18 protein-coding genes are annotated in these 24065 nt (G+C 38.0%); 5 read left to right on the top strand and 13 right to left on the bottom strand.

The window, feature by feature from the left end; all coding sequences use genetic code 11:
- Positions 1-3: 3 nt before the first annotated feature.
- Positions 4-777, bottom strand: a complete 774-nt coding sequence (gene cmoM / locus C0T34_RS07090; protein WP_098943717.1) for a tRNA uridine 5-oxyacetic acid(34) methyltransferase CmoM — start codon at positions 775-777, stop codon at positions 4-6.
- A 375-nt stretch (positions 778-1152) separates the two neighbouring features.
- Between cmoM and elyC the strand changes: the two genes are divergently transcribed.
- Complete coding sequence (elyC, locus tag C0T34_RS07085; protein ID WP_109849913.1) at positions 1153-1983, top strand: envelope biogenesis factor ElyC; 831 nt, start codon at positions 1153-1155, stop codon at positions 1981-1983.
- A gap of 80 nt (positions 1984-2063) precedes the next feature.
- On the opposite strand, the gene kdsB is transcribed toward elyC, so the two are convergent.
- From kdsB to serC, 11 genes are all read right to left on the bottom strand, one after another.
- Positions 2064-2825: a 3-deoxy-manno-octulosonate cytidylyltransferase gene (gene kdsB, locus C0T34_RS07080; RefSeq protein ID WP_098943721.1), complete on the bottom strand. Its 762-nt coding sequence runs from the start codon at positions 2823-2825 to the stop codon at positions 2064-2066.
- A 4-nt stretch (positions 2826-2829) separates the two neighbouring features.
- Complete coding sequence (locus C0T34_RS07075) at positions 2830-3009, bottom strand: Trm112 family protein (RefSeq protein ID WP_004244593.1); 180 nt, start codon at positions 3007-3009, stop codon at positions 2830-2832.
- A 415-nt stretch (positions 3010-3424) separates the two neighbouring features.
- Positions 3425-3640, bottom strand: a complete 216-nt coding sequence (locus tag C0T34_RS07065; RefSeq protein ID WP_023581324.1) for a cold shock domain-containing protein — start codon at positions 3638-3640, stop codon at positions 3425-3427.
- A gap of 514 nt (positions 3641-4154) precedes the next feature.
- Positions 4155-5144 carry a tetraacyldisaccharide 4'-kinase gene (gene lpxK, locus C0T34_RS07060; protein WP_109849912.1) on the bottom strand — a complete coding sequence of 330 codons (990 nt, stop codon included), beginning with the start codon at positions 5142-5144 and terminating at the stop codon, positions 4155-4157.
- Positions 5141-6886, bottom strand: coding sequence for a lipid A ABC transporter ATP-binding protein/permease MsbA (msbA, locus tag C0T34_RS07055; protein ID WP_098943724.1), 1746 nt, complete (start codon positions 6884-6886; stop codon positions 5141-5143). Before msbA ends, lpxK begins: the two co-directional genes overlap by 4 nt.
- 36 nt (positions 6887-6922) lie before the next feature.
- Positions 6923-9250, bottom strand: a complete 2328-nt coding sequence (locus C0T34_RS07050; protein ID WP_332874843.1) for a DNA internalization-related competence protein ComEC/Rec2 — start codon at positions 9248-9250, stop codon at positions 6923-6925.
- A gap of 462 nt (positions 9251-9712) precedes the next feature.
- Positions 9713-10000: an integration host factor subunit beta gene (ihfB, locus tag C0T34_RS07045; protein ID WP_006537420.1), complete on the bottom strand. Its 288-nt coding sequence runs from the start codon at positions 9998-10000 to the stop codon at positions 9713-9715.
- A 64-nt stretch (positions 10001-10064) separates the two neighbouring features.
- Positions 10065-11738, bottom strand: coding sequence for a 30S ribosomal protein S1 (rpsA, locus tag C0T34_RS07040; protein WP_006537421.1), 1674 nt, complete (start codon positions 11736-11738; stop codon positions 10065-10067).
- Positions 11739-11911: 173 nt separating this feature from the next.
- Positions 11912-12598: a (d)CMP kinase gene (cmk, locus tag C0T34_RS07035; RefSeq protein ID WP_098943727.1), complete on the bottom strand. Its 687-nt coding sequence runs from the start codon at positions 12596-12598 to the stop codon at positions 11912-11914.
- Positions 12599-12909: 311 nt separating this feature from the next.
- Positions 12910-14196, bottom strand: coding sequence for a 3-phosphoshikimate 1-carboxyvinyltransferase (aroA, locus tag C0T34_RS07030; protein WP_109849910.1), 1287 nt, complete (start codon positions 14194-14196; stop codon positions 12910-12912).
- A 201-nt stretch (positions 14197-14397) separates the two neighbouring features.
- Entirely contained in the window at positions 14398-15486 is a 1089-nt protein-coding gene (gene serC / locus C0T34_RS07025; protein ID WP_109849909.1) for a 3-phosphoserine/phosphohydroxythreonine transaminase, read from the bottom strand.
- A gap of 136 nt (positions 15487-15622) precedes the next feature.
- On the opposite strand from serC, the gene C0T34_RS07020 reads away from it, so the two are divergent.
- Positions 15623-17053: an MFS transporter gene (locus tag C0T34_RS07020; protein WP_109849908.1), complete on the top strand. Its 1431-nt coding sequence runs from the start codon at positions 15623-15625 to the stop codon at positions 17051-17053.
- A gap of 68 nt (positions 17054-17121) precedes the next feature.
- On the opposite strand, the gene ansB is transcribed toward C0T34_RS07020, so the two are convergent.
- Positions 17122-18159 (bottom strand): L-asparaginase 2, encoded by a 1038-nt coding sequence (ansB, locus tag C0T34_RS07015; RefSeq protein WP_109849907.1) that lies wholly within the window; start codon positions 18157-18159, stop codon positions 17122-17124.
- Between the two features lie 228 nt (positions 18160-18387).
- On the opposite strand from ansB, the gene ycaO reads away from it, so the two are divergent.
- The 3 genes from ycaO to pflB all read left to right on the top strand — a co-directional run bounded on the left by ycaO (position 18388) and on the right by pflB (position 24009).
- The gene (gene ycaO / locus C0T34_RS07010) at positions 18388-20145 is read left to right on the top strand and encodes a 30S ribosomal protein S12 methylthiotransferase accessory factor YcaO (RefSeq protein ID WP_098943735.1); all 1758 of its coding nucleotides are present in this window, start codon (positions 18388-18390) and stop codon (positions 20143-20145) included.
- A 672-nt stretch (positions 20146-20817) separates the two neighbouring features.
- Positions 20818-21672, top strand: a complete 855-nt coding sequence (gene focA, locus C0T34_RS07005) for a formate transporter FocA (RefSeq protein WP_098943736.1) — start codon at positions 20818-20820, stop codon at positions 21670-21672.
- A 54-nt stretch (positions 21673-21726) separates the two neighbouring features.
- A complete protein-coding gene (gene pflB, locus C0T34_RS07000; RefSeq protein WP_098943737.1) occupies positions 21727-24009 on the top strand; it encodes a formate C-acetyltransferase in 2283 nt (760 codons plus the stop codon).
- Positions 24010-24065 lie beyond the last annotated feature (56 nt).

Below are 24065 nucleotides of genomic sequence, written 5' to 3'. Positions count from 1 at the left end.
TCCTTAATTTACACGCTTTTGTGCCATGACATGAATGTAACGCCCCAGACTGATATAGGGCTCTTGCCGACAATATCGTTGCTCTAATGCAAGCAACGATGGAAAATCTTTATTTTGTAACTGACGACTTTGCAAATAATCATGGAAAACGCGGACACCCGTTTTTCCTAATATTGTCATTGAAAACTCATTTAGCCATTGATAAACATCTTCGGGTTGCAATGGGTTTTGAGGTGATAGCGATTTTTTTCTTCTACGTGGGATCTCAGGATTTGCCAGATGAAAATTCCCTAAAATCGCATTTCTCATGACAATGCCATTCGCATTGTAAAACATCAGCGATAAGATACCATTAGGTAACAACATATCGGTAAGAACATTTACGGCGTCTTTCTGATCCGTGATCCATTCCAATACTGCATGAAATAGAATTAAATCAACCCCTTCATCTATATGCTCTTTAATCTCTTGAGCTGCACAACAAATAAACGTCATGTTCTCGACAACACCCTCTTCAATCGCAGCCTCTTGTGCACGATTAAGCATCTCTTGTGATAAATCACATAAGATAATTTGGTGTCCTAATTTAGCAAGCTGACGAGAGAAATAACCTTCACCTCCACCTGCATCTAAAATACGCAAACTTCGGCTAGGTAAGAGGGTCAATAATTGTTGTAAATCTTCCCAAATCACCGCTTGACGTATTTTACCCTTTGTTGTGCCATAGATATTGCGGGAGAATTTATCTGCAATATCGTCAAAATTACGATCTGACATTAAAACGCCTCATGATAACAACTTACTACTTGCGCTCTTTGCGTTCTGATAAATTCAAAAATATGAGACACTGTACATAAATAAAGACGGCAATTTTACCAGTGTTCTATGATACTGACTGTTTTCTCTCAAGAAATAAGTCATGAATCAGATTATTCGCAAAGCGCAGTATAAATATAACGCTTATTAATGAAAAAATTAACGTTCAAACGTTTATCGTTTTATAAATAATTAAACGGTTCTTTATTTCTATTGATGAAAACTTAGTGAAACGTTGTTGTGTTAGCTATTTTGACACAATGTCTTGGAATTCCCCTAGTTTTCACCAAGCTTTCGCTATCAATTGCATGTATTTCACTCAATCTAGGATGATTTATGCTGTTTTTGCTCAAAAAATATGTTGCAGGCTTTCTGATGCCCTTGCCTTTGCTCTTATTAATCGCCTTTTTTGCATTAGCACTACTTTGGTTTACTCGTTGGCAAAAAACTGGAAAAAGCCTACTCACTGTTGTGCTTGTTCTGTTAACTATTTTAGGCATACAACCTGTTGCCGATACACTATTAATGCCTAGTGAAAAAGAGTATCAAGCTCGTTATGAATTACGAGAAAATTCGCAACAAGATGTGAACTACATTGTTGTTTTAGGTGGTGGATTTACTTATAACCCAGATTGGGCACCCAGTTCTAACCTTCTTAATAATAGTTTATTTCGTGTTGCTGAAGGTGTAAGGCTTTATTATCGCAATCCTAATGCGATAATGATTTTTACAGGTGGTGCTGGTGTTAATCAAATAAGTAGTGCAGAAGTAGCGGCTCAGGTAGCGCAATCTTTAGGCGTACCTGCTGAGAGAACTATCGCATTATCAACACCGAAAGATACTGAAGAAGAAGCCTATGAAGTTGATAAATTAATTGGTAAGAAACCATTTTTACTTGTGACGTCTGCCAATCATTTAGCTCGCGCGGAACGTTTCTTTTTAGCCCGAGGCATGAAACCTATCGTTGCACCAGCTAACCAGCTAGCTATCTCTTCACCATTACATCCTTGGGAAAAATATTTTCCTTCTGCGACTTATTTTCAACACAGTGAACGTGCATGGTATGAGTTTCTAGGGTCGGTGTGGCAATCAGTAAAACCTGTCGGACAACCCCCAACTACTCCTGAAAATGAAAGTCATCAATCTGGTAAAGAAGAAATCCAATAATTAGAAATATTTTTGCTAACTGATGCAAAAACGGCACTTAATTTAAGTGCCGTTGAAATTTATTTGTTACTGTTAAAAAATTAGAACTCTTGGTTAAGTGCTCGATATGCAGCTCTAGCTGCAACAAGATCATCTTGAGTATCTACACCTACACCCGGAACTTCTAATGCTTTTGCAACATGGATTTTTTCGCCATACCACAGCACTCGCAGTTGTTCTAACATTTCAATAGATTCTAATGGGCTTGGCTCCCAAGTAATATATCGACGTATAAAGCCTGCACGATAAGCATAAATCCCAATATGACGAAGATAATGCTCACCAATTTCATCATGTGATAAATTAAAACGGTCTCTTTCCCAAGGAATGGTTGCACGAGAAAAATAAAGTGCAAAACCTTTTGCATCCATCACGACTTTCACCGCATTAGGGTTAAAAGCTTCTTTTGAGTCAACAATAGGCACTGCTAATGTTGCCATTCCTGCACCACAACTCGCCAAATTTTCGGCTACTTGAGTAATAATCACTGGTGGAATAAGAGGCTCATCACCTTGTACGTTAACGATTATCTCATCATCCGCAAATTTGTATTTTTCAATGACTTCCGCTAAACGCTCTGTACCCGAATGGTGATCTTCTCGAGTCATGCAGGCTTCTCCCCCCGCTTTTTCAACTGCTGCAACAACATCTAAATTATCAGTTGCAACAATGACACGGTTTGCACCAGAGCGCATAGCCTGTTCCATTACACGAACAATCATAGGTTTGCCATGAATATCCGCGAGCGGTTTACCCGGTAAACGGGTCGATGCATATCGACCAGGGATAATGACCGTGAACATGAAGCTACTTCTCCTCTTCTAGTGATAATTCTCTTGCTTCATTCTCCAGAAGAACGGGGATATTGTCACGAACAGGATAAGCTAAATGATCAATTTTGCAGATAAGCTCTGAATTTTCTTTATCAAAGATAAGTTTGCCGTGGCAAACTGGGCAAGCAATAATTTCGAGTAAGCGGTGATCCATTTTGTCCCTCTCAAGGGTTAATCATTTTATATGGCAAAAGGATATCATAAGGAATGATCAGCGTTAATACTCAAAACCTCTCGTTTAGTGATAATTCGAAAATTATTTTAGTTATTAATAAATTTATTATTTTCTCTTTTACTATAAGCAACAAAAAAGCCACATTAATGTGGCTTTTTATCGTTGAGTCTGCAACATCATTAATAAAGAATTACATTCAGCTTTTATTGATAATAATTTAACCTTTTTATTATCTTTATTGCATTCTAATTAACGAAACGACTCTTTTATATTACTTATTAGGCTTGGTGGTAAACTATTGACGCTTACCTACCTCAAATTAGACATAAACGATAATTTAATTTTGATGCTAAACTATCGTTTTATCTACATCTTTAACAAGGCTAAGCCTTATTTAAAACCCAATAACATCAGCGGCTTCTAAACCTGCGGCTGTTCTGATAACAGAAAATTCAACGTCTTGACCTTCTGTTAATGCTTTATTTTTTGTATTGGCAATCGCTTTTTTATTGACATAAACTTCTTGTTCAATATCTCTTGCAACAATAAGACCATAACCTTTGTTATTGTCGAACCATTTTACGCGACCCATTCTTAATTGTAATGTCATGATAGATAAACTCCTTTTGTTCTTTGTATAGTTTTATTTTCCTATACAAATGCATCCTACTTTTTATTAAGTCTTCTTATATAAAACCCCAATTAAATTCTGAACACATTAATTTAAGTAGTGCATTTTATTATTCAATATAAATGTTCAAAATCGTGATAGCTAAGCTTAATAAATATCATAAAGCTCAATAAATATTTACAGTATCAATATGACAAAAAGATGACATACTGATATTTATTGCGCACTGATAAAAAAGATAACCGAATATAGAGATAATTAGCCACCATCAAAAATGGTTTTTATCATCCGTTGTGCACAAAAGCTGATGCTATTCACTGCACAAAATATTAACCCTACATTCAAGATCCACAAACTCTCCACACAAGGCTTTTGAGTAGATAGGGTAGTGGCGAATTAAATTGAACTACGACAAAAGCGATATGCGACTGTAGGTAGGTAATCTTTTATGTAACGCTATCCTGATTTCCACTATAAATATCATTGTTTCAGATCAGATACAAGTTTTTTTCGAGCCGTAAATTAAATTGCTGACTTGTTTTAGCACAGATTGACTATTTAATTCAGCGCTAACGGGTAAATACCACCAATTATCTTGTGCAAAATGCTGACATTTAACAGCATCCTTTTCTGTCATAATAAGAGGTTCTAAGTCAGGTGTTAAATCCTGTAATTCTTGAACACTATAATCACTATGATCACTAAATGCTTTTGTTGTAATTAACTCTATCCCTTTTTCATGTAACGAGTTAAAAAACCTAGGAGGATGACCAATTCCAGCGATAGCAACAGCCTTTTTAATTTGCTGAACTGGTTTTTTTTCTCCTGTTCTAAGATTAACTGCAGTATCACCTTCCAGCGCCATGCCAATCTCATTATTCTGGCTTGTTCCACCATTCACAATAATTGCGTCCACAGAATCTAATCGCCCTGCACGCTCTCGCATAGGGCCTGCAGGTAACCACCAACCATTGCCGAATCGACGCTGACCATCAATGACAACAATTTCATAATCACGTTGTAATGCGTAATGTTGCAAACCATCATCAGTGATGATCACATCAAGCTCATGTTGAGCTAATAACGCTTTTACTGCATCCCGTCGATTAGGTGCAACCGCAACGGGAGCACCTGTTCGATGATAAATCAACACAGGTTCATCACCTGCCATGGCAGGTGTCGTATCGGATGTCAAAAGTAATGGATAATGGTCTGATTTTCCGCCGTAACCACGAGAGACAATACCGGGCTTAAACCCCTGCTGTATTAATTGCTCAACAAGCCATATCACAACAGGTGTTTTGCCATTCCCGCCTGCAGTTAAATTGCCAACAATCACAACAGGAATTGGGGCTTTCCATGATGCTAGCCATCCTTTCTGATATGCAAAACGCCTTAATAATGTGAGCGCGCCATACAACCATGAAAATGGAAGCAGTAGGATATAAAACCAAGATTTACCAGACCAAATCCGTTCAATCATTTGCCAAATTGCATCCTGTGAAGTTGTGCATAAATACCTTGTTTCTCAATCAAATCAAGGTGTGCGCCACGTTCAACAATTTCACCATCTTCAATAACTAATATTTCATCCGCTTTTTCAATAGTTGATAAACGGTGAGCAATCACTAAAGAGGTTCTGTTTTTCTGTAATTCATCAAGTGCTGACTGGATAGCACGCTCTGATTCTGTATCTAGCGCTGATGTAGCCTCATCAAGAATAAGGATTGGCGAATCTCGTAATAACGCTCTTGCAATTGCAATACGCTGACGTTGTCCACCTGAAAGCAATACACCATTTTCACCAATTTCAGTATCTAAGCCTTTATCCATTTTTTGGATAAAATCCATTGCATGTGCCATCTTCGCCGCTTTTTCAATATCTTCACGGGTATACTGATCTTCACATGCGTAGACAATATTGTTTGCTACGGTTTCATTAAAAAGATGCACATTTTGAGAAACCAACGCGACTTGATTACGCAAAGATTTCAATGTGTATTCACGAATATCATGACCATTAATTAATATTTCGCCTTCATTAATGTCATAAAAACGAGTGATCAGATTTGCAATCGTAGACTTACCAGAGCCTGAGCGTCCAACTAATGCAACAGTTTTACCTGCTGGGATAGTAAATGACATATTTTTCAGTGCTGGCGTATCTTTCGTGACATATTGGAAAGTCACATTGCGGAATTCAATATCACCAGTTGGTTTTTTTAGTTCAAGCTTACCGGTGTCTTTTTCTTGCTCCATATCGAGGATGGTAAATAGCGTCTGACAAGCAGCCATACCACGCTGGAATTGAGCATTTACATTAGTCAGTGATTTCAATGGACGCATTAATGCAACCATTGAGGAGAATACAACAGTAATTGTACCTGCTGTTAATGTATCCATTATCTCAGGGAAACTTGCTGCATACAGGACAAATGCTAATGCAAGAGAAGCGATTATCTGAATAATAGGATCTGAAATTGATGATGCGACAACCATACGCATACCTTGACGGCGAATATGATTGCTTACATGGTTAAAGCGTTTATTTTCAACTTCTTGGCCATTAAAAATCAGAACTTCTTTATGCCCTTTTAGCATTTGTTCTGCGCTAGTTGTCACTTGCCCCATGCTATTTTGGATACGCTTACTGATTGTTCTAAAACGGGTCGATACTATACGAATAACAACAGCAACAATAGGTGCGATAACGATAAGGATCAGGGATAATTGCCAGCTATAATAAAACATCAAACAAAATAGTCCGATGATATAGGCACCTTCACGTACAACGGTAATTAATGCACCTGATGATGAAGAGGCAACCTGTTCTGAATCATATGTGATACGAGAGAGTAAAGTCCCTGTTGATTGCTGATCAAAAAAGCTCACCGGCATTCCCATAATATGAGAAAACAGTTGACGACGCATATTCATTACAACTTTCCCAGAGACCCAAGAAAGACAGTAACTTGAAATAAAGTTAGATATACCACGCAGAGCTATCAGACCAATAACGGCAAAAGGCATCCATTTTAATACGTCATTACTGGCTTTACCAAAACCTTCATCAAGAAGTGGTTTTAATAAAGAAATCATAAATGCATCCACACCCGCATTGATGATTAATGCAATTGCAGCAGTGATTAAACCCGCTTTGAAAAGCCGGATCATTGGCCATAAGCGGCGGAATGTTTGCCACGTTGATAGATCTATATCATTCATATATATTACCAAACTTTTAATAATTAGCCGGTCATTCTACTCGGGAAACGTCAAAACACCAAACCACTGATGATACCAACGAGGCAAAATATCTCGCCTATAGGTAAATACATCAATATTATCTTGATTAAACTCGATAGAAACTTGCCCACTAACAGAGGTTGTTAGCCAATTAATAGCTTCTTTTTTATAACGTTGATGTACTTTATCAGAAGGCAAACGCCAAGGGCTATAACGAGCAGCAGAAACAAGTGCAATTTTTGGTGATACTGCTTGAATAAACATCAATGTGGATGATGTTTGACTACCATGATGAGGAACTTGTAAGACATCTGCTTTTAGTTGATCTTTTTTTACTCTTACTAATTGAGCTTCAGCTTCTTTTTCTATATCTCCAGTTAGTAGAATATTGTATTTCCCATCACTCACATTGATCACACAGGATTGATTATTTTTCGGGGAGAGTAATTTATTCGGTGGCCACAATGCATCAAATTGAAGTCCTTTCCACTGCCATGATTTATCACTTAAGCAAGGTAAATGCGAAGGATCGTCAAAACTACTACGAATGCTTAAATTAGGATAAGTTTTTATTAAATCTTTCATTCCCCCTGTATGATCAAGATGATCATGACTAATGATCAATGCAACTGGCGTAAGTCGATGATGTCTTAAATAAGGAATGATGACATTCTTTGCAATAGAACCTCCATTTTTCCAACGCATTCCCGTGTCATAAATAATCGCTTCCCCTTCTTTTTCAAGAATAACCGCTAAGCCATGTCCAACATCTAACATAGATATTCGCCATTGATAACGTGAAGAGACGACGAATTCACAGTACAAAATAGTACTAATAGCCACAATGCAAATAAAATGATAACGCCACCATGACATTTTTATGATTAAAATAGTACCAATCCCCAAAAATCCTAATAATAAAGGAATAGCACCATTATTTTGCCAATATGGTAAAAATAAAGGAGCACACCAAAAAGCAAGGTTAATAGAAAGATCAACCCAGTGCCAAATTATTGGTTGTAAAAATGAGAGAAAAAATGTCAATAATCCGAGCATTATTAATGGCACGGTAATAAAAGAAACAATAGGAACCGCCCATAAGTTAACGATAAAGCTAAAAAGATTAGCGCCATTAAATAAATATAATTGGAATGGTAATAAAATAATTAATAAACCAAATTGTAAATGTGCCAACCTTAAAATAAACCACCGTTTTTGATGGCTATATTTAGCTTTTAATGGGTACATCCAATACCAAAAGATAATGGCAAATACAGCAGAAAATGAAAGCCAAAAACTAGCTGAAAGTATAGAAAGAGGCTCAACAATAAGAATAAGTGCCGCACTCCAAAGTGCCCATTGCCAAGGTAAAAATAATCGGCTCCCCCAATGTAAAATCACCCAAACAGTTAATCCAATAACAGCTCTTGTTGCTGGTATTCCCCAACCTGATAACGCAGCATAGAAAACACCACATAACCAAGCTATAACTAATGGAAATCTTGGATTAATCCATCTGATAGGGAAAAAAAATTGAATACCTCTTGCAATACCCCAACCAAAAAAGGCAGCTAAACCTATATGTAAACCCGATATCACAATTAAATGAGCAACCCCTGTTTTCATATAGAGATCTTTTTTCTCAGGTTCAATATATCGCTTATCACCTAAGACTAAAGCAATAATTTCACCTTTATTTTTTGCTGTTTGCCAATGAGCTGTGATTGTCTGAATAAGTTGAGTACGTAGTGATATATCATTTCGGATAAACTTGGCTGTCATCACTTTACCCGTTAATGTTTCCTTCACAGAAACAGCATATTTTTGGCTATCAAACCCACCTTCATTTAAATAACTATGTACAGCCCTAAATTGAATTTTAAACTTCCAATATTGTCCTACAGCTATGTTTTTAGGCGGACTTCGCCAATATACGTTTGCATAAACAGATGATGAAAAGAGCGTCTTCTTCGTAATGGGTATTTTGATAATAATATTGCCATCTGTTAATTGGCGATACTCCATAACCTTGGTTTCAAATGTTGCCATATTATCAGCAAACTGTTCTGTTCTCGTCATTAATGATGACGCAACCATATTTGAATAAACCCAGAAAATTAGAAATATCGCTGAAAAACGGAATAAGCAAAAAGGAATAAATAATAGAAATAGTGCAACAATAATAATAATAGAATAAATTGTTTGACTAAAAAGCGTATGTTGAACTAATAAAGGTAAGCAACCTAATATTATGGCCAAAGCAATATTGTCTAAAGTTAACTTCGTGAAATAGAGTCTTTGAAAATAGGCTGAATGAATGCACCTCCGTTTTATTGATACCATCTTTAACTCAAAAAACTTTATCATTCGATTCAATAAAATCATCTATAGCATCCCTGCATACAATTATTCTTTAAATATCATAATGTTACTACTCTATTAGAGATAGGCTTTTAGGTCGTTTTTTAGTGATGCTTTATAAAAAGGAAAAGATCTCTTGTTACATACAATAAATTTTGAGAAGAAGCTCGTAAAAAACAAAGCAACTAAGTGATATAGGTAATTAAATAGAGAAATTAAAATCAAAGCAGAATAAAGTAATAAAAAAGAAAGGTGCTAGCGAGATAAAATCAATAAAACGAATCATTCAATCTAAGATTGGGATTGAAGGTGCAAGATGGAAGATAGAAAAAATTAGGGAGCAGAAAAATAAACCAAAAGTGATAATAATAGGTAATAAAAAACGGCACCTAAGTACCGTTTTTGAGAAAGTTAACTAACATCGTGCCATTTCGACAGGAGTTATTATTCCGTATAAATATTTACACGGTCACGTAACTCTTTACCTGGCTTAAAGTGTGGAACGTATTTACCTTCCAGATCTACTTTATCACCAGTCTTCGGGTTACGACCCGTACGCGGCGCACGGTAGTGTAGAGAAAAACTGCCGAATCCGCGGACTTCGATACGCTCACCATCAGCTAAAGTATCAGCCATATGATCAAGCATTTCTTTTACAGCTTCTTCAACCGTCTTAGCCGAAAGATGAGATTGTAGGCCTGCAAGTCTCTCGATTAACTCAGACTTGGTCATATTACCTCCCTAAACTACCGATAAATAGGCAACGATTAACGTTGCCTTCCGTTAATAACTTAAATTATTCGCCTTTAGCTGCTTTGAAAGCTTCAGCCATAGCGTTGTTTGAAAAACCAACTTCTTCTTTGTTGTTTACAGAAGCGATAGCGTCTTTCTCATCTGCTTCGTCCTTAGCACGAACAGATAAGTTGATAACGCGGTTTTTACGATCAACGCCAGTGTATTTAGCTTCTACAGCTTCGCCAACATTCAGAACCAGAGTTGCATCTTCAACGCGGTCACGTGAAGCTTCTGAAGCACGCAGGTAACCTTCAACACCGTCAGCTAATTCTACAGTTGCGCCTTTAGCGTCAACAGCAGTTACTTTACCAGAAACAATAGCACCTTTTTTGTGAGCAGACAGGTAATTATTGAATGGATCTTCTGATAATTGTTTAACGCCCAGTGAGATACGTTCACGTTCAGCATCAACTTGCAGAACTACAGCAGCGATTTCGTCGCCTTTTTTGTATTCACGAACTGCTTCTTCACCTGCAACATTCCAAGAAATGTCAGATAAATGAACCAGACCGTCGATACCGCCGTCTAAACCGATGAAGATACCGAAGTCAGTGATAGACTTGATTTTACCTTCAACACGGTCGTTCTTGTTGTGAGTTTCTGCAAACTGCTGCCATGGGTTAGATTTGCACTGTTTCAGACCCAGTGAAATACGACGACGTTCTTCATCGATGTCAAGAACCATAACTTCAACAACATCACCAACGTTAACAACTTTAGATGGGTGAATGTTTTTGTTAGTCCAATCCATTTCAGAAACGTGTACCAGACCTTCAACACCTTCTTCGATTTCTACGAAGCAGCCGTAATCAGTCAGGTTAGTTACACGACCAGTCAGTTTAGTACCTTCTGGATAACGTTTAGCGATAGCTACCCATGGATCTTCGCCCAGTTGTTTCAGACCTAATGATACGCGAGTACGTTCACGGTCGAATTTCAGGACTTTAACAGTGATTTCGTCGCCAACATTGACAATTTCGCTTGGGTGTTTAACACGTTTCCAAGCCATGTCAGTGATGTGCAGTAAGCCGTCAACACCGCCCAGATCAACGAATGCACCGTAGTCAGTAAGGTTCTTAACGATACCTTTAACTTCCATGCCTTCTTGCAGGTTTTCTAATAACTGATCGCGTTCTGCGCTGTTTTCAGATTCGATAACCGCACGACGAGACACAACAACGTTGTTACGTTTTTGGTCTAATTTGATGACTTTGAACTCAAGCTCTTTGTTTTCCAGATGAGTTGTATCGCGAACTGGGCGAACGTCTACCAGTGAACCTGGTAAGAACGCACGAATGCCGTTCAGTTCAACAGTGAAACCACCTTTAACTTTACCGTTGATGATACCAACAACAGTTTCGTTTTCTTCGTAAGCTTTTTCCAGCATCAGCCACGCTTCGTGACGTTTAGCTTTCTCACGAGACAGAACGGTTTCACCGAAGCCATCTTCAACCGCGTCCAGAGCAACATCAATTTCGTCGCCCACTTGGATTTCTAATTCGCCTTGAGCGTTTTTGAATTGTTCTACAGGAATAGCAGATTCTGATTTCAGACCTGCATCAACCAGAACAACGTCTTTATCGATAGCAACTACAACGCCGCGAACGATAGCGCCAGGACGAGTTTCGATTGTTTTTAGGGATTCTTCAAAGAGTTGAGCAAAAGATTCTGTCATGTTAATGATCTTCAAGTAAATTTAATTAACGTCCATTTAGCATCCGGCCGAATGGGGTTGTTTCACATACCTCGTTACATCCTTTGTGACAAGGTCATCGGGCATTGTTGTGTTTTCATTAACACGTCAACCCGATTTTGATAATTACCTAGTATAAACGAAATAAAAATTAATTACGCTGATAATTGCAGATTTTTTTTAGCATAAGTCAACGATTTTTCAATGACTTCGTCAATAGACAAGCTTGTAGAATCGAGAATTAATGCATCTTTCGCCGCAACAAGTGGCGCAACAGCACGATTCCGGTCACGGTAATCGCGTTCTTTTATCTCGGATAAAAGGCGCTCAAAGTTAACATTAAAGCCCTTTTCCTGCAACTGTAACATGCGACGACGCGCGCGCTCTTCTGCACTCGCTTCTAAAAATATTTTCACTTGAGCATCAGGAAAAACGATTGTGCCCATATCTCGGCCATCTGCAATTAAGCCCGGTGCTGTACGAAATGCGCGCTGACGACGTAATAATGCTTCTCTTACTCGAGGAAAAGTTGCAGCTTGTGATGCCGTATTCCCAACTGTTTCTGTTCGAATTTCAGTTGAAACATCTTCACCTTCTAGAATGACACTTAAGCCATTCTCATTAGGAATAAAGCGTACATCCAAATTTGCCGCCAAAGGTACTAAAGCATCTTCGGAAGTAATATCAACATGATGATGTAAAGCTGCTAATGCCAATACACGATAAATAGCGCCAGAATCGAGTAAATGCCAGCCAAATGCTTTCGCTAATGCTTGGCATAATGTTCCTTTACCTGCTCCGCTAGGCCCATCAACAGTTATAACAGGGACGATAACCGCCATGAGTTTCTCCTTTTCGTGGGCACTGCATTTCTGTGTTTGTTGCTCTTATTACATTGATATAATAGGCATAGTGTTCAAACAGAGAAAAACAGTATTAATATATGCGCGACATTATACGCATACAATGTATAGGAAGAAACAAGTAGATAAGCACTAAAAAGTCTTATTTAATATTATTTTTTCTAAGTAGTGTTTTTTTAGAAAAATTAATCTAATTATAATAAAAAATCGGCAGTATTGTTCTCCAAAAGGTTCAATACTGCCGATTTAACTGATTTAGTTTTGACTCATTTTAATTAATGATTTTTACATTAATTATTACGTTGAGAAAGTGTTTCTAATTTCTCAAAATAATCAGGGAAGGTTTTTGCAGTACATCCCGGGTCAAGAATAGTAATTGGTGTATCAGAAAGTGCCACCAGCGAAAAACACATTGCAATACGATGGTCGTTATAAGTTTCAATATCCGCAGTGGTTAACTGTTTTGGTGGTGTTACTTTTAGGTAGTCGTGACCTTCTTCAACAATCGCACCCACTTTTTGTAACTCTGTTGCCATTGCCGCTAATCGGTCAGTTTCTTTTACACGCCAGTTATAAATATTGCGGATAACCGTTTCGCCTTCAGCAAAAAGTGCCGTGGTAGCAATGGTCATTGCAGCATCAGGGATAGTATTCATATCCATATCAATACCTTTTAACGTTCCACGCTCACACTCAATATAGTCCTCACCCCAGCGTACTTTTGCACCCATCTTTTCAAGCACAGAAGCAAAATGAATATCCCCTTGTAAGCTATTTTTACCGATACCTGTAACTCGCACAGTACCGCCTTTAATGGCAGCTGCTGCTAAAAAGTAAGATGCAGATGAAGCATCACCTTCTACAAGGTACTTTTCTGGTGATTGATATTGTTGACCACCTTTTATAACAAAGCGCTGGTAGTCTTGGTTTTCGATTTTCCCACCAAAGGTATTAATTAATGCTAAGGTAATATCAATGTAAGGTTTTGATACTAATTCGCCTTTAATGGTGATAATCGTATCTTGCTCTGCCAAAGGTGCCATCATTAATAAAGCAGTCAAAAACTGGCTAGAAACACTACCATCAACCTCAACATTACCACCTAAAAAACCACCATGTAAGCGAATTGGTGGGTAATCAGTCTGTTCAAGATAGTCAATTTTTGCACCACCTTGGCGTAAAGCGTCAACTAAATGCCCAATTGGACGCTCTTTCATACGAGGTTCACCAGTAAGAATAATATCATGCTGACCGAGATTTAATGCGGCCGCTAATGGGCGCATTGCTGTACCTGCATTACCTAAGAAGAGCTCTGATGGCGAATTTGTTTTAAATTCACCACCTAGTCCTTCAATATCACATACCGTATTGTTATTTGATAATTGATATTGCACCCCTAAGGCTTTTAATGCATTAAGCATATGGCGAATATCATCACTATCTAATAAGTTGGTTAGACGAGTTTTACCTTTAGCTAAAGCCGCTAATAACAACGCACGGTTAGAGACACTTTTTGACCCTGGTAAATTAATAACACCTTCGATATGAGCGATAGGTTGTAATGTTAACGATTCCATAAACAGGTAAAAACTCCAATAAACAAGTAAATTAAGCGGGGGATGCTATTTAATTAAATATAAAATTATTTAGGTACTTATCTTTTTATTTATTATTTTGTACTTGGTAACTCAATTTTAATTATTAACATCTTAAAGGTTGAATAATAAGAAAACCTGTATTTAAGCAGGCTTTCTTATTCTAGTTCTAGATTTTATTTATTACGCATGACGTCGTTCAAAATCAGCCATAAAGTCGACTAATGCTTGAACACCTTCCAATGGCATTGCGTTATAAATTGAAGCACGCATACCACCTGATACACGGTGACCTTTTAATGCGACTAAACCTTGAGCTTCTGCCTCTTTTAAGAATAAGGAATCCAGTTCAGGAGAAGACATTTGGAAAGGCACATTCATTAGTGAACGATTTTCCGTGGCAATACGATTGATATAAAAATCACTATTATCAATTGCACTATAAAGAAGCGCTGCTTTTTCATAGTTACGTTTTGCCATCTCTTGCAAACCACCTTGCTCTTTCAGCCATTTAAAGACCATACCTGATAAATACCAAGCAAAGGTAGGTGGTGTATTAAACATGGAGTCATTCTCAGCAAGCACTGTGTAATCAAACACAGAAGGTGTTTCTTTGCGCGCTTTGCCTAATAGATCTTCACGAATAATGACAATCGTTAAACCCGCAGGACCAATATTCTTTTGTGCGCCCGCATAGATAACACCAAAACGGCTAACATCTATCGGTTGAGATAAAATCGAAGATGAATAGTCAGCAATAACAATTTTACTATCATCAAAATCTGGCTCTTCATGAATAGCGATACCATCAATGGTTTCATTTGGGCAATAATGCACATAAGCTGCATCAGCGCTTAATTGCCACTCTTTCATTGGCTTAACACCAATTTTGCCATCAACTTCTGTTTTAATTTTAATGATATTTGGCGAACAATATTTTTCAGCTTCTTCGGCTGCACTTTTTGCCCAATAACCACCATCAATATAATCAGCGCTTACTTTATCGCCTAATAAATTGAGAGGTAAAGCAGCAAAATGACCTCGAGCACCACCGTGGCAAAAAAGAATTTTGTAGTTTTCTGGCACATTAAGAAGATCACGAAGATCTTGTTCTGCCTGATGAGCAACTTCAAGAAACTCTTTACTGCGGTGGCTAATTTCCATAACCGAACGCCCAAGTTCATGCCAGTTGCATAATTCTAGTTCTGCACGACGAAGGACTTCTGCCGGTAACATAGCCGGACCTGCACTAAAGTTATATACCTGACTCATTCAAATTCACCCTATCTGAATATGTTTTTACAAAATGACCTTTATCGGTTGTATCATTCCCGTTAAATTGGCGCAATGATTATTGTGAACTAACGCATAATATGCAGAGCGTAAAAATAATGGCTAGGAGTGTTTTATGTCGGGGAGTGTAAATAAAAAAGAAGAAGCAAGCTGGGGAATGCTTCTTCATGGAAAAAATAGTCTAAAATCGCTCGCTTTAGCAGGAGGTGTCGCATTACACGCAATTAATGTCTATATTACGATCACAACGCTACCTTCAATTGTACGTGATATCGGTGGGCTTAATTTATATGCATGGAACACCACTGTTTTTATTCTGGCTTCCATTCTTTCTTCTGCATTAACTTCACGATTACTGAGTGCATTCGCCCCTCGCAATAGTTATCTTTTTGCCACTATTTGCTTTTTAGCAGGCTCTGTTATTTGTGCAACAGCACCTTCAATGCAGATATTACTTTTAGGGCGATTTATTCAAGGGGCTGGCGGAGGAATGTTGCTGGCACTTGCTTACTCTTTAGTCAGAGTGATGTTCCCTCAACCACTTTGGTCCAGAGCTATGGCGTTAATGTCTAGTATGTGGGGAATATCGACACTATTAGGCCCCGCACTAGGCGGAATATTTGCTGAATATGATGTTTGGCGTGGTGCATTTTGGTCTATTTTATTTGTAGGCATTCCTTACGTTATTTTATTATTTACTATTCTTCCTACCAAGAATAATGCTGATAATATTGTCGCCAAAGCGCCGTTACCTTATCAACAGCTTATTTTATTAATGCTCGCTGTATTATCTATTTCTATTGGTAGTCTTTATAACGTTATTTTATATAACACCTTATCTTTTATATTTGCGGTGATCTTTATTTTACTGTTAGTCAATATTGATAAAAAATCGAATGATGGATTGTTTCCTAAAGGGACATTTTCTTTTTCTGCACCATTAGCACCCATATATCTCACTATGGCTTTATTAGGGATAAGCGTACAAACAGAAGTTTTTGTGCCCTACTTCTTGCAAATTATCCATAATATTACCCCTCTGCTTTCGGGTTATTTAGCAGCATTGGTGGGTGCGGGTTGGTCTTTCTCTGCCATTGTGTCTTCCTCAAGTAAACAATCTACTGCTCAGAGATTAATGCGTTTTGGTCCAATGATTAACTTTTCAGCCATTGTGATCCTTGGCTTATTTATCTCTAATGTTCTAACCATACCTTATGGGCAAATTATCATTATTTGTATAGCCCTCTTTTTTACAGGTGCAGGTATTGGTATGGCGTGGCCTCATTATTTAACTCGTGTATTGCATGTCTCTCAAGGGCAAGAAGCTCAGAAAGCGGCAACATCTATTACCACAATCCAATTGTTTTCAACGGCTGTTGGTGCCTCTATTTCAGGGACGGTGGTTAATATGGCAGGGTTAACAAATCCGGGTGGCATGATAGGCGCTCAAAATGCGGCACATTGGCTCTTTATTGTTTTTGCAATAACGCCATTAATTGCTTTTTTTGCCGCAAGAGTTGTTGTCTCTCGAGCCAAAACCAATTAGCCATTTCACTCTTTAAAAATAACAAAGCCTCATAAATGAGGCCTTGTTATTATCCAAACTCTTTTAAATTAATACTTTTCGAAATTCTCTTGGATCTTCGCAGGCTCTTGCGTTTGTGTTAAAGATAATTGTAACAATACTCTCGCTTTTTGTGGGTTTAAGCGCTCTGATGCAACAAAGCCATATTTTGCATCATCAACTTCACCATTTTGTGTAGTAAAGCCTACTGGTACACGGCTTGAACGCACAACAACTACACCTTTTTTAGCGCCATCAGCTAAAGTATCAAAAATATCAGTATATAAGTTGCCGTTACCAACACCAGCGCTGACAATACCTTTATAGCCGTTATCAATAAAGGCTTTTGCTGGTAAATTAGAGGCATTGGAGTAGTTATAAACAATACCAACTTTTGGTAATTCAGTCAGTTTACTGACATCAAATGCGGGTTTATCTGCACGAGGTAATGCGGCAGTGTAATAATGAACCTTACCATTATGCACATAACCTTGAGCACCAGCGTTAACAGGTTGGAATGCTTGAACTTCAGTCGTGTTCATTTTCACAACATCTTTACCACTGATAACCGCATTATTCATGGTTACTAACACACCTCGATTTTCAGAGGCTTTATCACTCGCAATCACAACAGCATTAAAGAGATTTAAAGGGCCTTCAGCACCTAATGCTGTTGCAGGACGCATTGCCCCCACCATAACGACAGGTTTTTTACACGCAGTGGTTAAATCAAGAAAATAGGCTGTTTCTTCCATGGTATCTGTACCATGAGTGATCACAAAGCCGTCTGTTTTATCGCAGTCTGCATTAATTTTATTAGCCAGCTGAAGCCATACTTGGTCATTCATATCTTGAGAGCCGATATTCACGACTTGCTCGCCTTTTAAATTAGCGACTTTTTTCGCCTCAGGTACTGCATTAATCAATGTATCAATGCCTAATTTACCTGCTGTATAGCTTGATGTTGTTGCTGAATCGCCACCACCAGCAATTGTGCCACCTGTTGCTAAAATGGTGACATTAGGTAAGGCAAAAGCAGAACCACTGATTACCGCTAACAGGCTGGCGAGCAATGTTTTTTTCATCATCGAACTGATCCCTTATGAGTTTATAAATAAATCCAATTATGATGATTTAAAATTATTAATTCCGTGATAAATCGAACGAATTTATTAAAAAAACTCATATATCAAATAAATTATAAGTGATGAATATAGTTAGCCTTGGGCAAATGAGAGAAATTATTAGTGCATTACAGGGGATTTCAGTATCATGTGCCCCTAACTATCACCAGCAAAATATTGATGAAACCTGCCATGTCACAAACATTTATTCCTGGCAAAGATGCCGCACTGGAAGATTCTATCGCTAGCTTTCAGCAAAAATTAACCGACTTAGGATTTAACATTGAAGAAGCTTCATGGTTAAACCCTGTTCCTAACGTTTGGTCTGTTCATATTCGCGATAAAGATTGCCCTTTATGTTTCACCAACGGTAAAGGAGCCAGTAAAAAAGCAGCATTAGCCTCCGCATTAGGCGAATACTTTGAACGTCTCTCAACCAATTATTTCTTCTCTGATTTCTGGCTAGGTGCTGATATTGCAGAAGGTGAATTTGTTCACTATCCAAGTGAAAAGTGGTTCCCACTAACAGAAGATGATTCTGTTCCTGCGGGCTTATTAGATGCTCATTTACGTGAATTTTATGATCCTGAAGGTGAGTTATGCGGTAGTGAGTTAGTTGATTTACAATCAAGTAATCATGATCGCGGAATTTGCGCACTACCATTTATACGTCAATCTGATGAAAAACCTGTTTATATTCCTGTAAACATTATTGCTAACTTATATGCATCTAATGGTATGTCAGCAGGAAATACAAAGAATGAAGCGCGTGTTCAAGGATTATCTGAAGTTTTTGAACGTTATGTAAAAAATCGCATTATCACTGAAAGAATTAGCTTACCTGAAATTCCTAAAGAAGTTTTAGCTCGCTACCCTGCTGTTATTGAAGCGATTGAAACATTAGAGAAAGAAGGTTTCCCAATCTTTAGCTTTGACGCATCTTTAGGTGGTCAATTCCCTGTTATTTGTGTTGTGTTATTCAATCCACAAAATGGCACATGCTTTGCCTCTTTTGGTGCTCACCCTGATTTTGGTGTAGCTTTAGAGCGTACTGTCACTGAACTATTACAAGGCCGTAGTCTTAAAGATCTCGATGTCTTTAACCCGCCAAGCTTTGATGATGAAGAAGTCGGTGATCACACTAATCTTGAAACACACTTTATTGATTCAAGTGGTTTAATTAGTTGGGATCTCTTTAAGAAAGATGCAGATTACACATTTGTTGATTGGAATTTCAGTGGTACGACAGAAGAAGAGTTCCACACCTTAATGTCACTTTGCCAACAGTGCGATGCAGAAGTCTATATCATGGACTACTCACACTTAGGTGTTTACGCTTGTCGTATTTTAGTGCCTGGTTTATCAGATATTTATCCTGCTGAAGATTTACAGCTAGCCAATAATATTATGGGTGTACATTGGCGTGATACGATCCTTTCTCTACCAACAAGCCAAGGCACTCAAGAAGAGTACCTTTCTCTTATTGGTCAGTTTGATGAAGATGGCCTAGACGATTTTACACGTATCAGAGAGATGATTGGTATTGCTCCGGGTAAAGATAATGGTTGGAGTCATTTACGTGTAGGCGAATTAAAATCAATGTTAGCGCTTGCAGGTGGCGATCTTGATCAAGCGCTTGTTTGGGTTGAATGGACTCAAGATTTTAATGCTTCTTTATTTACGCCAGAGCGTCAAAATTATTATCGCTGTTTACACAATCTCTTATTATTACAACAAGAGACTGAACGTGAACCAGCACAATATATGCACGCATTTTCTCGTATGTATGGCGAAAAAACATTACAAGCAGCCTTAAACGCAATGCAAGGTAAACAAGCATTTTATGGATTACAAACTATTGATCCTGATTTAGCTAATTTACCTGTTCATCAGTCGTTACTTGCAGCCTATGAGAAATTACAGAAAGCAAAACGTCAATCAGCTAAATAAGCCTATTTTGTTTAAGGTTATTTATTAAATAATAACTAATTTTAACTGAATAATAAGTGCATATTTAAATTGAAACACTCTATTGAAAAGTAGAGTGTTTTATTTTGTTGAAAATAAAATATTGACAGATTTGTCAATATGACAAATTTGCCATCTGACAAAATTGTCAAAATATGGCAAAAATGACGATTTAAGGCATTTAATATGACACTATAAATACATATTGAACTTTTACACTAATAATATTACTTAATTCTAGTTTAAATTGCTATTTGTTTAACCAGATCTCAAAAATTAAAAAACCTTATTTTTATAATGGATATATGTCTGGAGTAATCAATAAAGATTAACCACAAATAAAGTAATGTTTATATTTATGACGAAAGTAAATAAGGCGTTAAATTTGATTTTTAATTCTTAACATACAGGGTTTAAATAATACTTTATATTTACTTTTTACTTTATTTATCCAGCTAGCCTAAAATTTTTTGATAATTTTTAAAAAATTTTTTTATTTTATTAATCAAATAGTTATAGCCGAAATAGCGGGTTTTTACGCACTAAAAACGGGATTCTAATGAGCGACCATGATCCATATCAATTTTAGAAGTAAGCCCCTTTGCTACTATTATTGCGTGCTATAATTATTCCAACATATAAGAGAGTGTTAGTATGAAAGCTGACAGCCCTTTTAATTTATTATCACCTGCTGATATGGCAAAAGTTGCCGATGACGCATGTTGTTATAAAGCAAATAAACAGATCCCAATGACTTACTTATCTGCATTTACTGCGGGAATGTTTATATCAATTGCTTTTGTTTTTTATATTACTGCTACTACAGGTACCGCATCTGTTCCTTTTGGGCTGGCTAAATTAGTCGGTGGGATCTGCTTCTCTCTGGGGTTAATGCTCGTTGTCGTTTGTGGCGCTGACTTATTCACCTCAACTGTTCTTACTATTATACCTAAAGCAACCGGACGTATATCTTGGGGCAATATGTTTGCTAACTGGATAAATGTCTATCTTGGTAACTTTGTTGGCGCACTCTTTTTTGTCGCCTTAATGTGGTTTGCTGGTCAACATATGGCAGCAAATGGGCTTTGGGGGCTGAATGTTTTACAAACTGCGCAACATAAACTAGAGCACACGTTTATTGAAGCGGTTTGCTTAGGTATTCTAGCTAACTTAATGGTTTGTCTTGCAGTATGGATGAGCTATGCAGGCCGTACGCTGATTGATAAGCTTTTTGCACTAATTTTACCTATCGGTATGTTCGTTGCTAGTGGTTTTGAGCACAGTATCGCTAACATGTTCCTTATTCCTTTAGGTATTGTTATTAAGAATTTTGCACCAGCAGAATTCTGGACTAAAGTAGGTGCATCATCCGAACAATTTTCAAATTTAACTGTATCAAATTTTCTCTCTAATAATTTATTACCTGTCACTATCGGTAACATTATTGGCGGAGCAGTCCTAGTCGGTCTGGTATACTGGTTAATGCATCTGCGCGGTGACAAACATTAATCCGTGCAGATATGACTGATTTCTTAAGTTCCATTGTAAAAAGGTAGAAGTATCATGTCTGATTTAAATGAAAAATTTGCTGAAGCATGGAAAGGTTTTTCTGAAGGTGAATGGCAGAACGGTGTTAACGTTCGTGACTTTATTCAAAAAAACTACACTCCATATGAAGGCGACGAATCTTTCCTAGCAGGTTCCACTAAAGCAACTGATACACTTTGGGAACAAGTTATGGAAGGCATCAAAATCGAAAACCGCACGCATGCGCCGGTTGATTTTGATACTTCTGTTGCTTCAACTATCACATCTCACGATGCGGGTTACATTACTAAAGATTTAGAACAAATCGTAGGTTTACAGACTGATGCACCTCTGAAACGTGCGATCATCCCATTCGGTGGTATCCGTATGGTTGAAAGTTCTTGCCATGCTTACAACCGTGAGCTGGATCCAGAACTGAAAAAAATCTTTACTGATTACCGTAAAACTCACAACCAAGGCGTTTTCGATGTTTATACTCCAGACATCATGAAATGCCGTAAATCTGGTATTTTAACAGGTTTACCAGATGCATATGGTCGTGGCCGTATCATCGGTGACTACCGTCGTGTTGCACTGTACGGTATTGAGTTCCTGCGTAAAGATAAATTTGCCCAATTCACCTCTTTACAAGAAAGAATGGAAAAAGGCGAAGATCTGGAAATGACTATCCAACTGCGTGAAGAAATCGCAGAGCAGCACGCTGCTTTAGGTCAAATCCAAGAAATGGCTGCGAAATACGGTTACGATATTTCTCGTCCAGCTCAAAACGCTAAAGAAGCAGTACAATGGACTTACTTCGGTTACTTAGCCGCTGTTAAATCTCAAAACGGTGCTGCAATGTCATTTGGTCGTGTATCTACTTTCTTAGATATCTACATCCAACGTGATATTGATGCAGGTTTACTGACAGAAGAACAAGCTCAGGAATTAATTGACCACTTAGTCATGAAATTACGTATGGTTCGTTTCTTACGTACTCCTGAATATGATGAGCTGTTCTCTGGTGACCCAATCTGGGCAACAGAATCTTTAGCAGGTATGGGTTTAGATGGCCGTACTCTGGTAACTAAGAATACTTTCCGTTTCTTAAATACCCTGTACACAATGGGTCCATCACCAGAACCAAACATGACCATCCTGTGGTCAGAACAACTGCCTATCAACTTTAAAAAATACGCAGCGAAAGTCTCAATCGATACTTCTTCAATCCAGTACGAAAATGATGACTTAATGCGTCCTGACTTCGACAGCGATGACTATGCAATCGCATGTTGTGTTAGCCCAATGGTTGTTGGTAAACAAATGCAGTTCTTCGGTGCTCGTGCAAACTTAGCGAAAACCTTACTGTATACCATCAATGGTGGTGTTGACGAAAAACTGAAAATCCAAGTAGGTCCAAAACATGCTCCAATCATGGACGAAGTATTAAACTTCGATACCGTGATGAACCAAATGGATCACTTTATGGATTGGTTAGCAACTCAGTACGTCACTGCGCTGAACGTTATCCACTATATGCACGATAAATACAGCTATGAAGCAGCTCTGATGGCACTTCATGACCGTGATGTATATCGTACAATGGCATGTGGTATCGCAGGTCTGTCTGTTGCTGCTGACTCACTGTCTGCAATCAAATATGCAAAAGTTTCTCCAATCCGTGATGAAAACGGCTTAGCGATTGACTTCAAAATTGACGGCGAATACCCACAATTCGGTAACAACGATTCTCGTGTAGATGACATCGCTTGTGACTTAGTTGAACGTTTCATGAAGAAAATTCAGAAACTGCGTACATACCGTAATGCGGTACCTACACAGTCAATCCTGACTATTACTTCAAACGTTGTTTACGGTAAGAAAACAGGTAACACTCCAGACGGTCGTCGTGCAGGCGCACCATTCGGACCAGGTGCTAACCCAATGCACGGTCGTGACCAAAAAGGTGCGGTAGCTTCTCTGACTTCTGTTGCGAAACTGCCATTTGCTTATGCAAAAGATGGTATTTCTTACACCTTCTCAATCGTACCTAATGCATTAGGTAAAGATGATGATGTTCGTAAAGCGAACCTTGCTGGTCTAATGGATGGTTACTTCCACCACGAAGCAGGCATCGAAGGTGGTCAACACCTGAACGTCAACGTGATGAACCGTGAAATGCTGTTAGAAGCAATGGAAGATCCTGAGAAATATCCTCAGTTAACTATCCGTGTTTCTGGTTATGCAGTTCGCTTTAACTCACTGACTAAAGAGCAACAGCAAGACGTTATCACCCGTACATTTACACAAACAATGTAATTAAGATAACTATATGCATTTATTTACTGAGAAAGTAGATAAAATCGCTTAGAATA

This window comes from Proteus sp. CA142267, from assembly GCF_003336825.1.
Taxonomy (GTDB): Bacteria; Pseudomonadota; Gammaproteobacteria; order Enterobacterales; family Enterobacteriaceae; genus Proteus; species Proteus terrae.
Note: the sequence above shows the minus strand (reverse complement) of the source record. Positions and strands in the feature narration are given on the sequence as shown.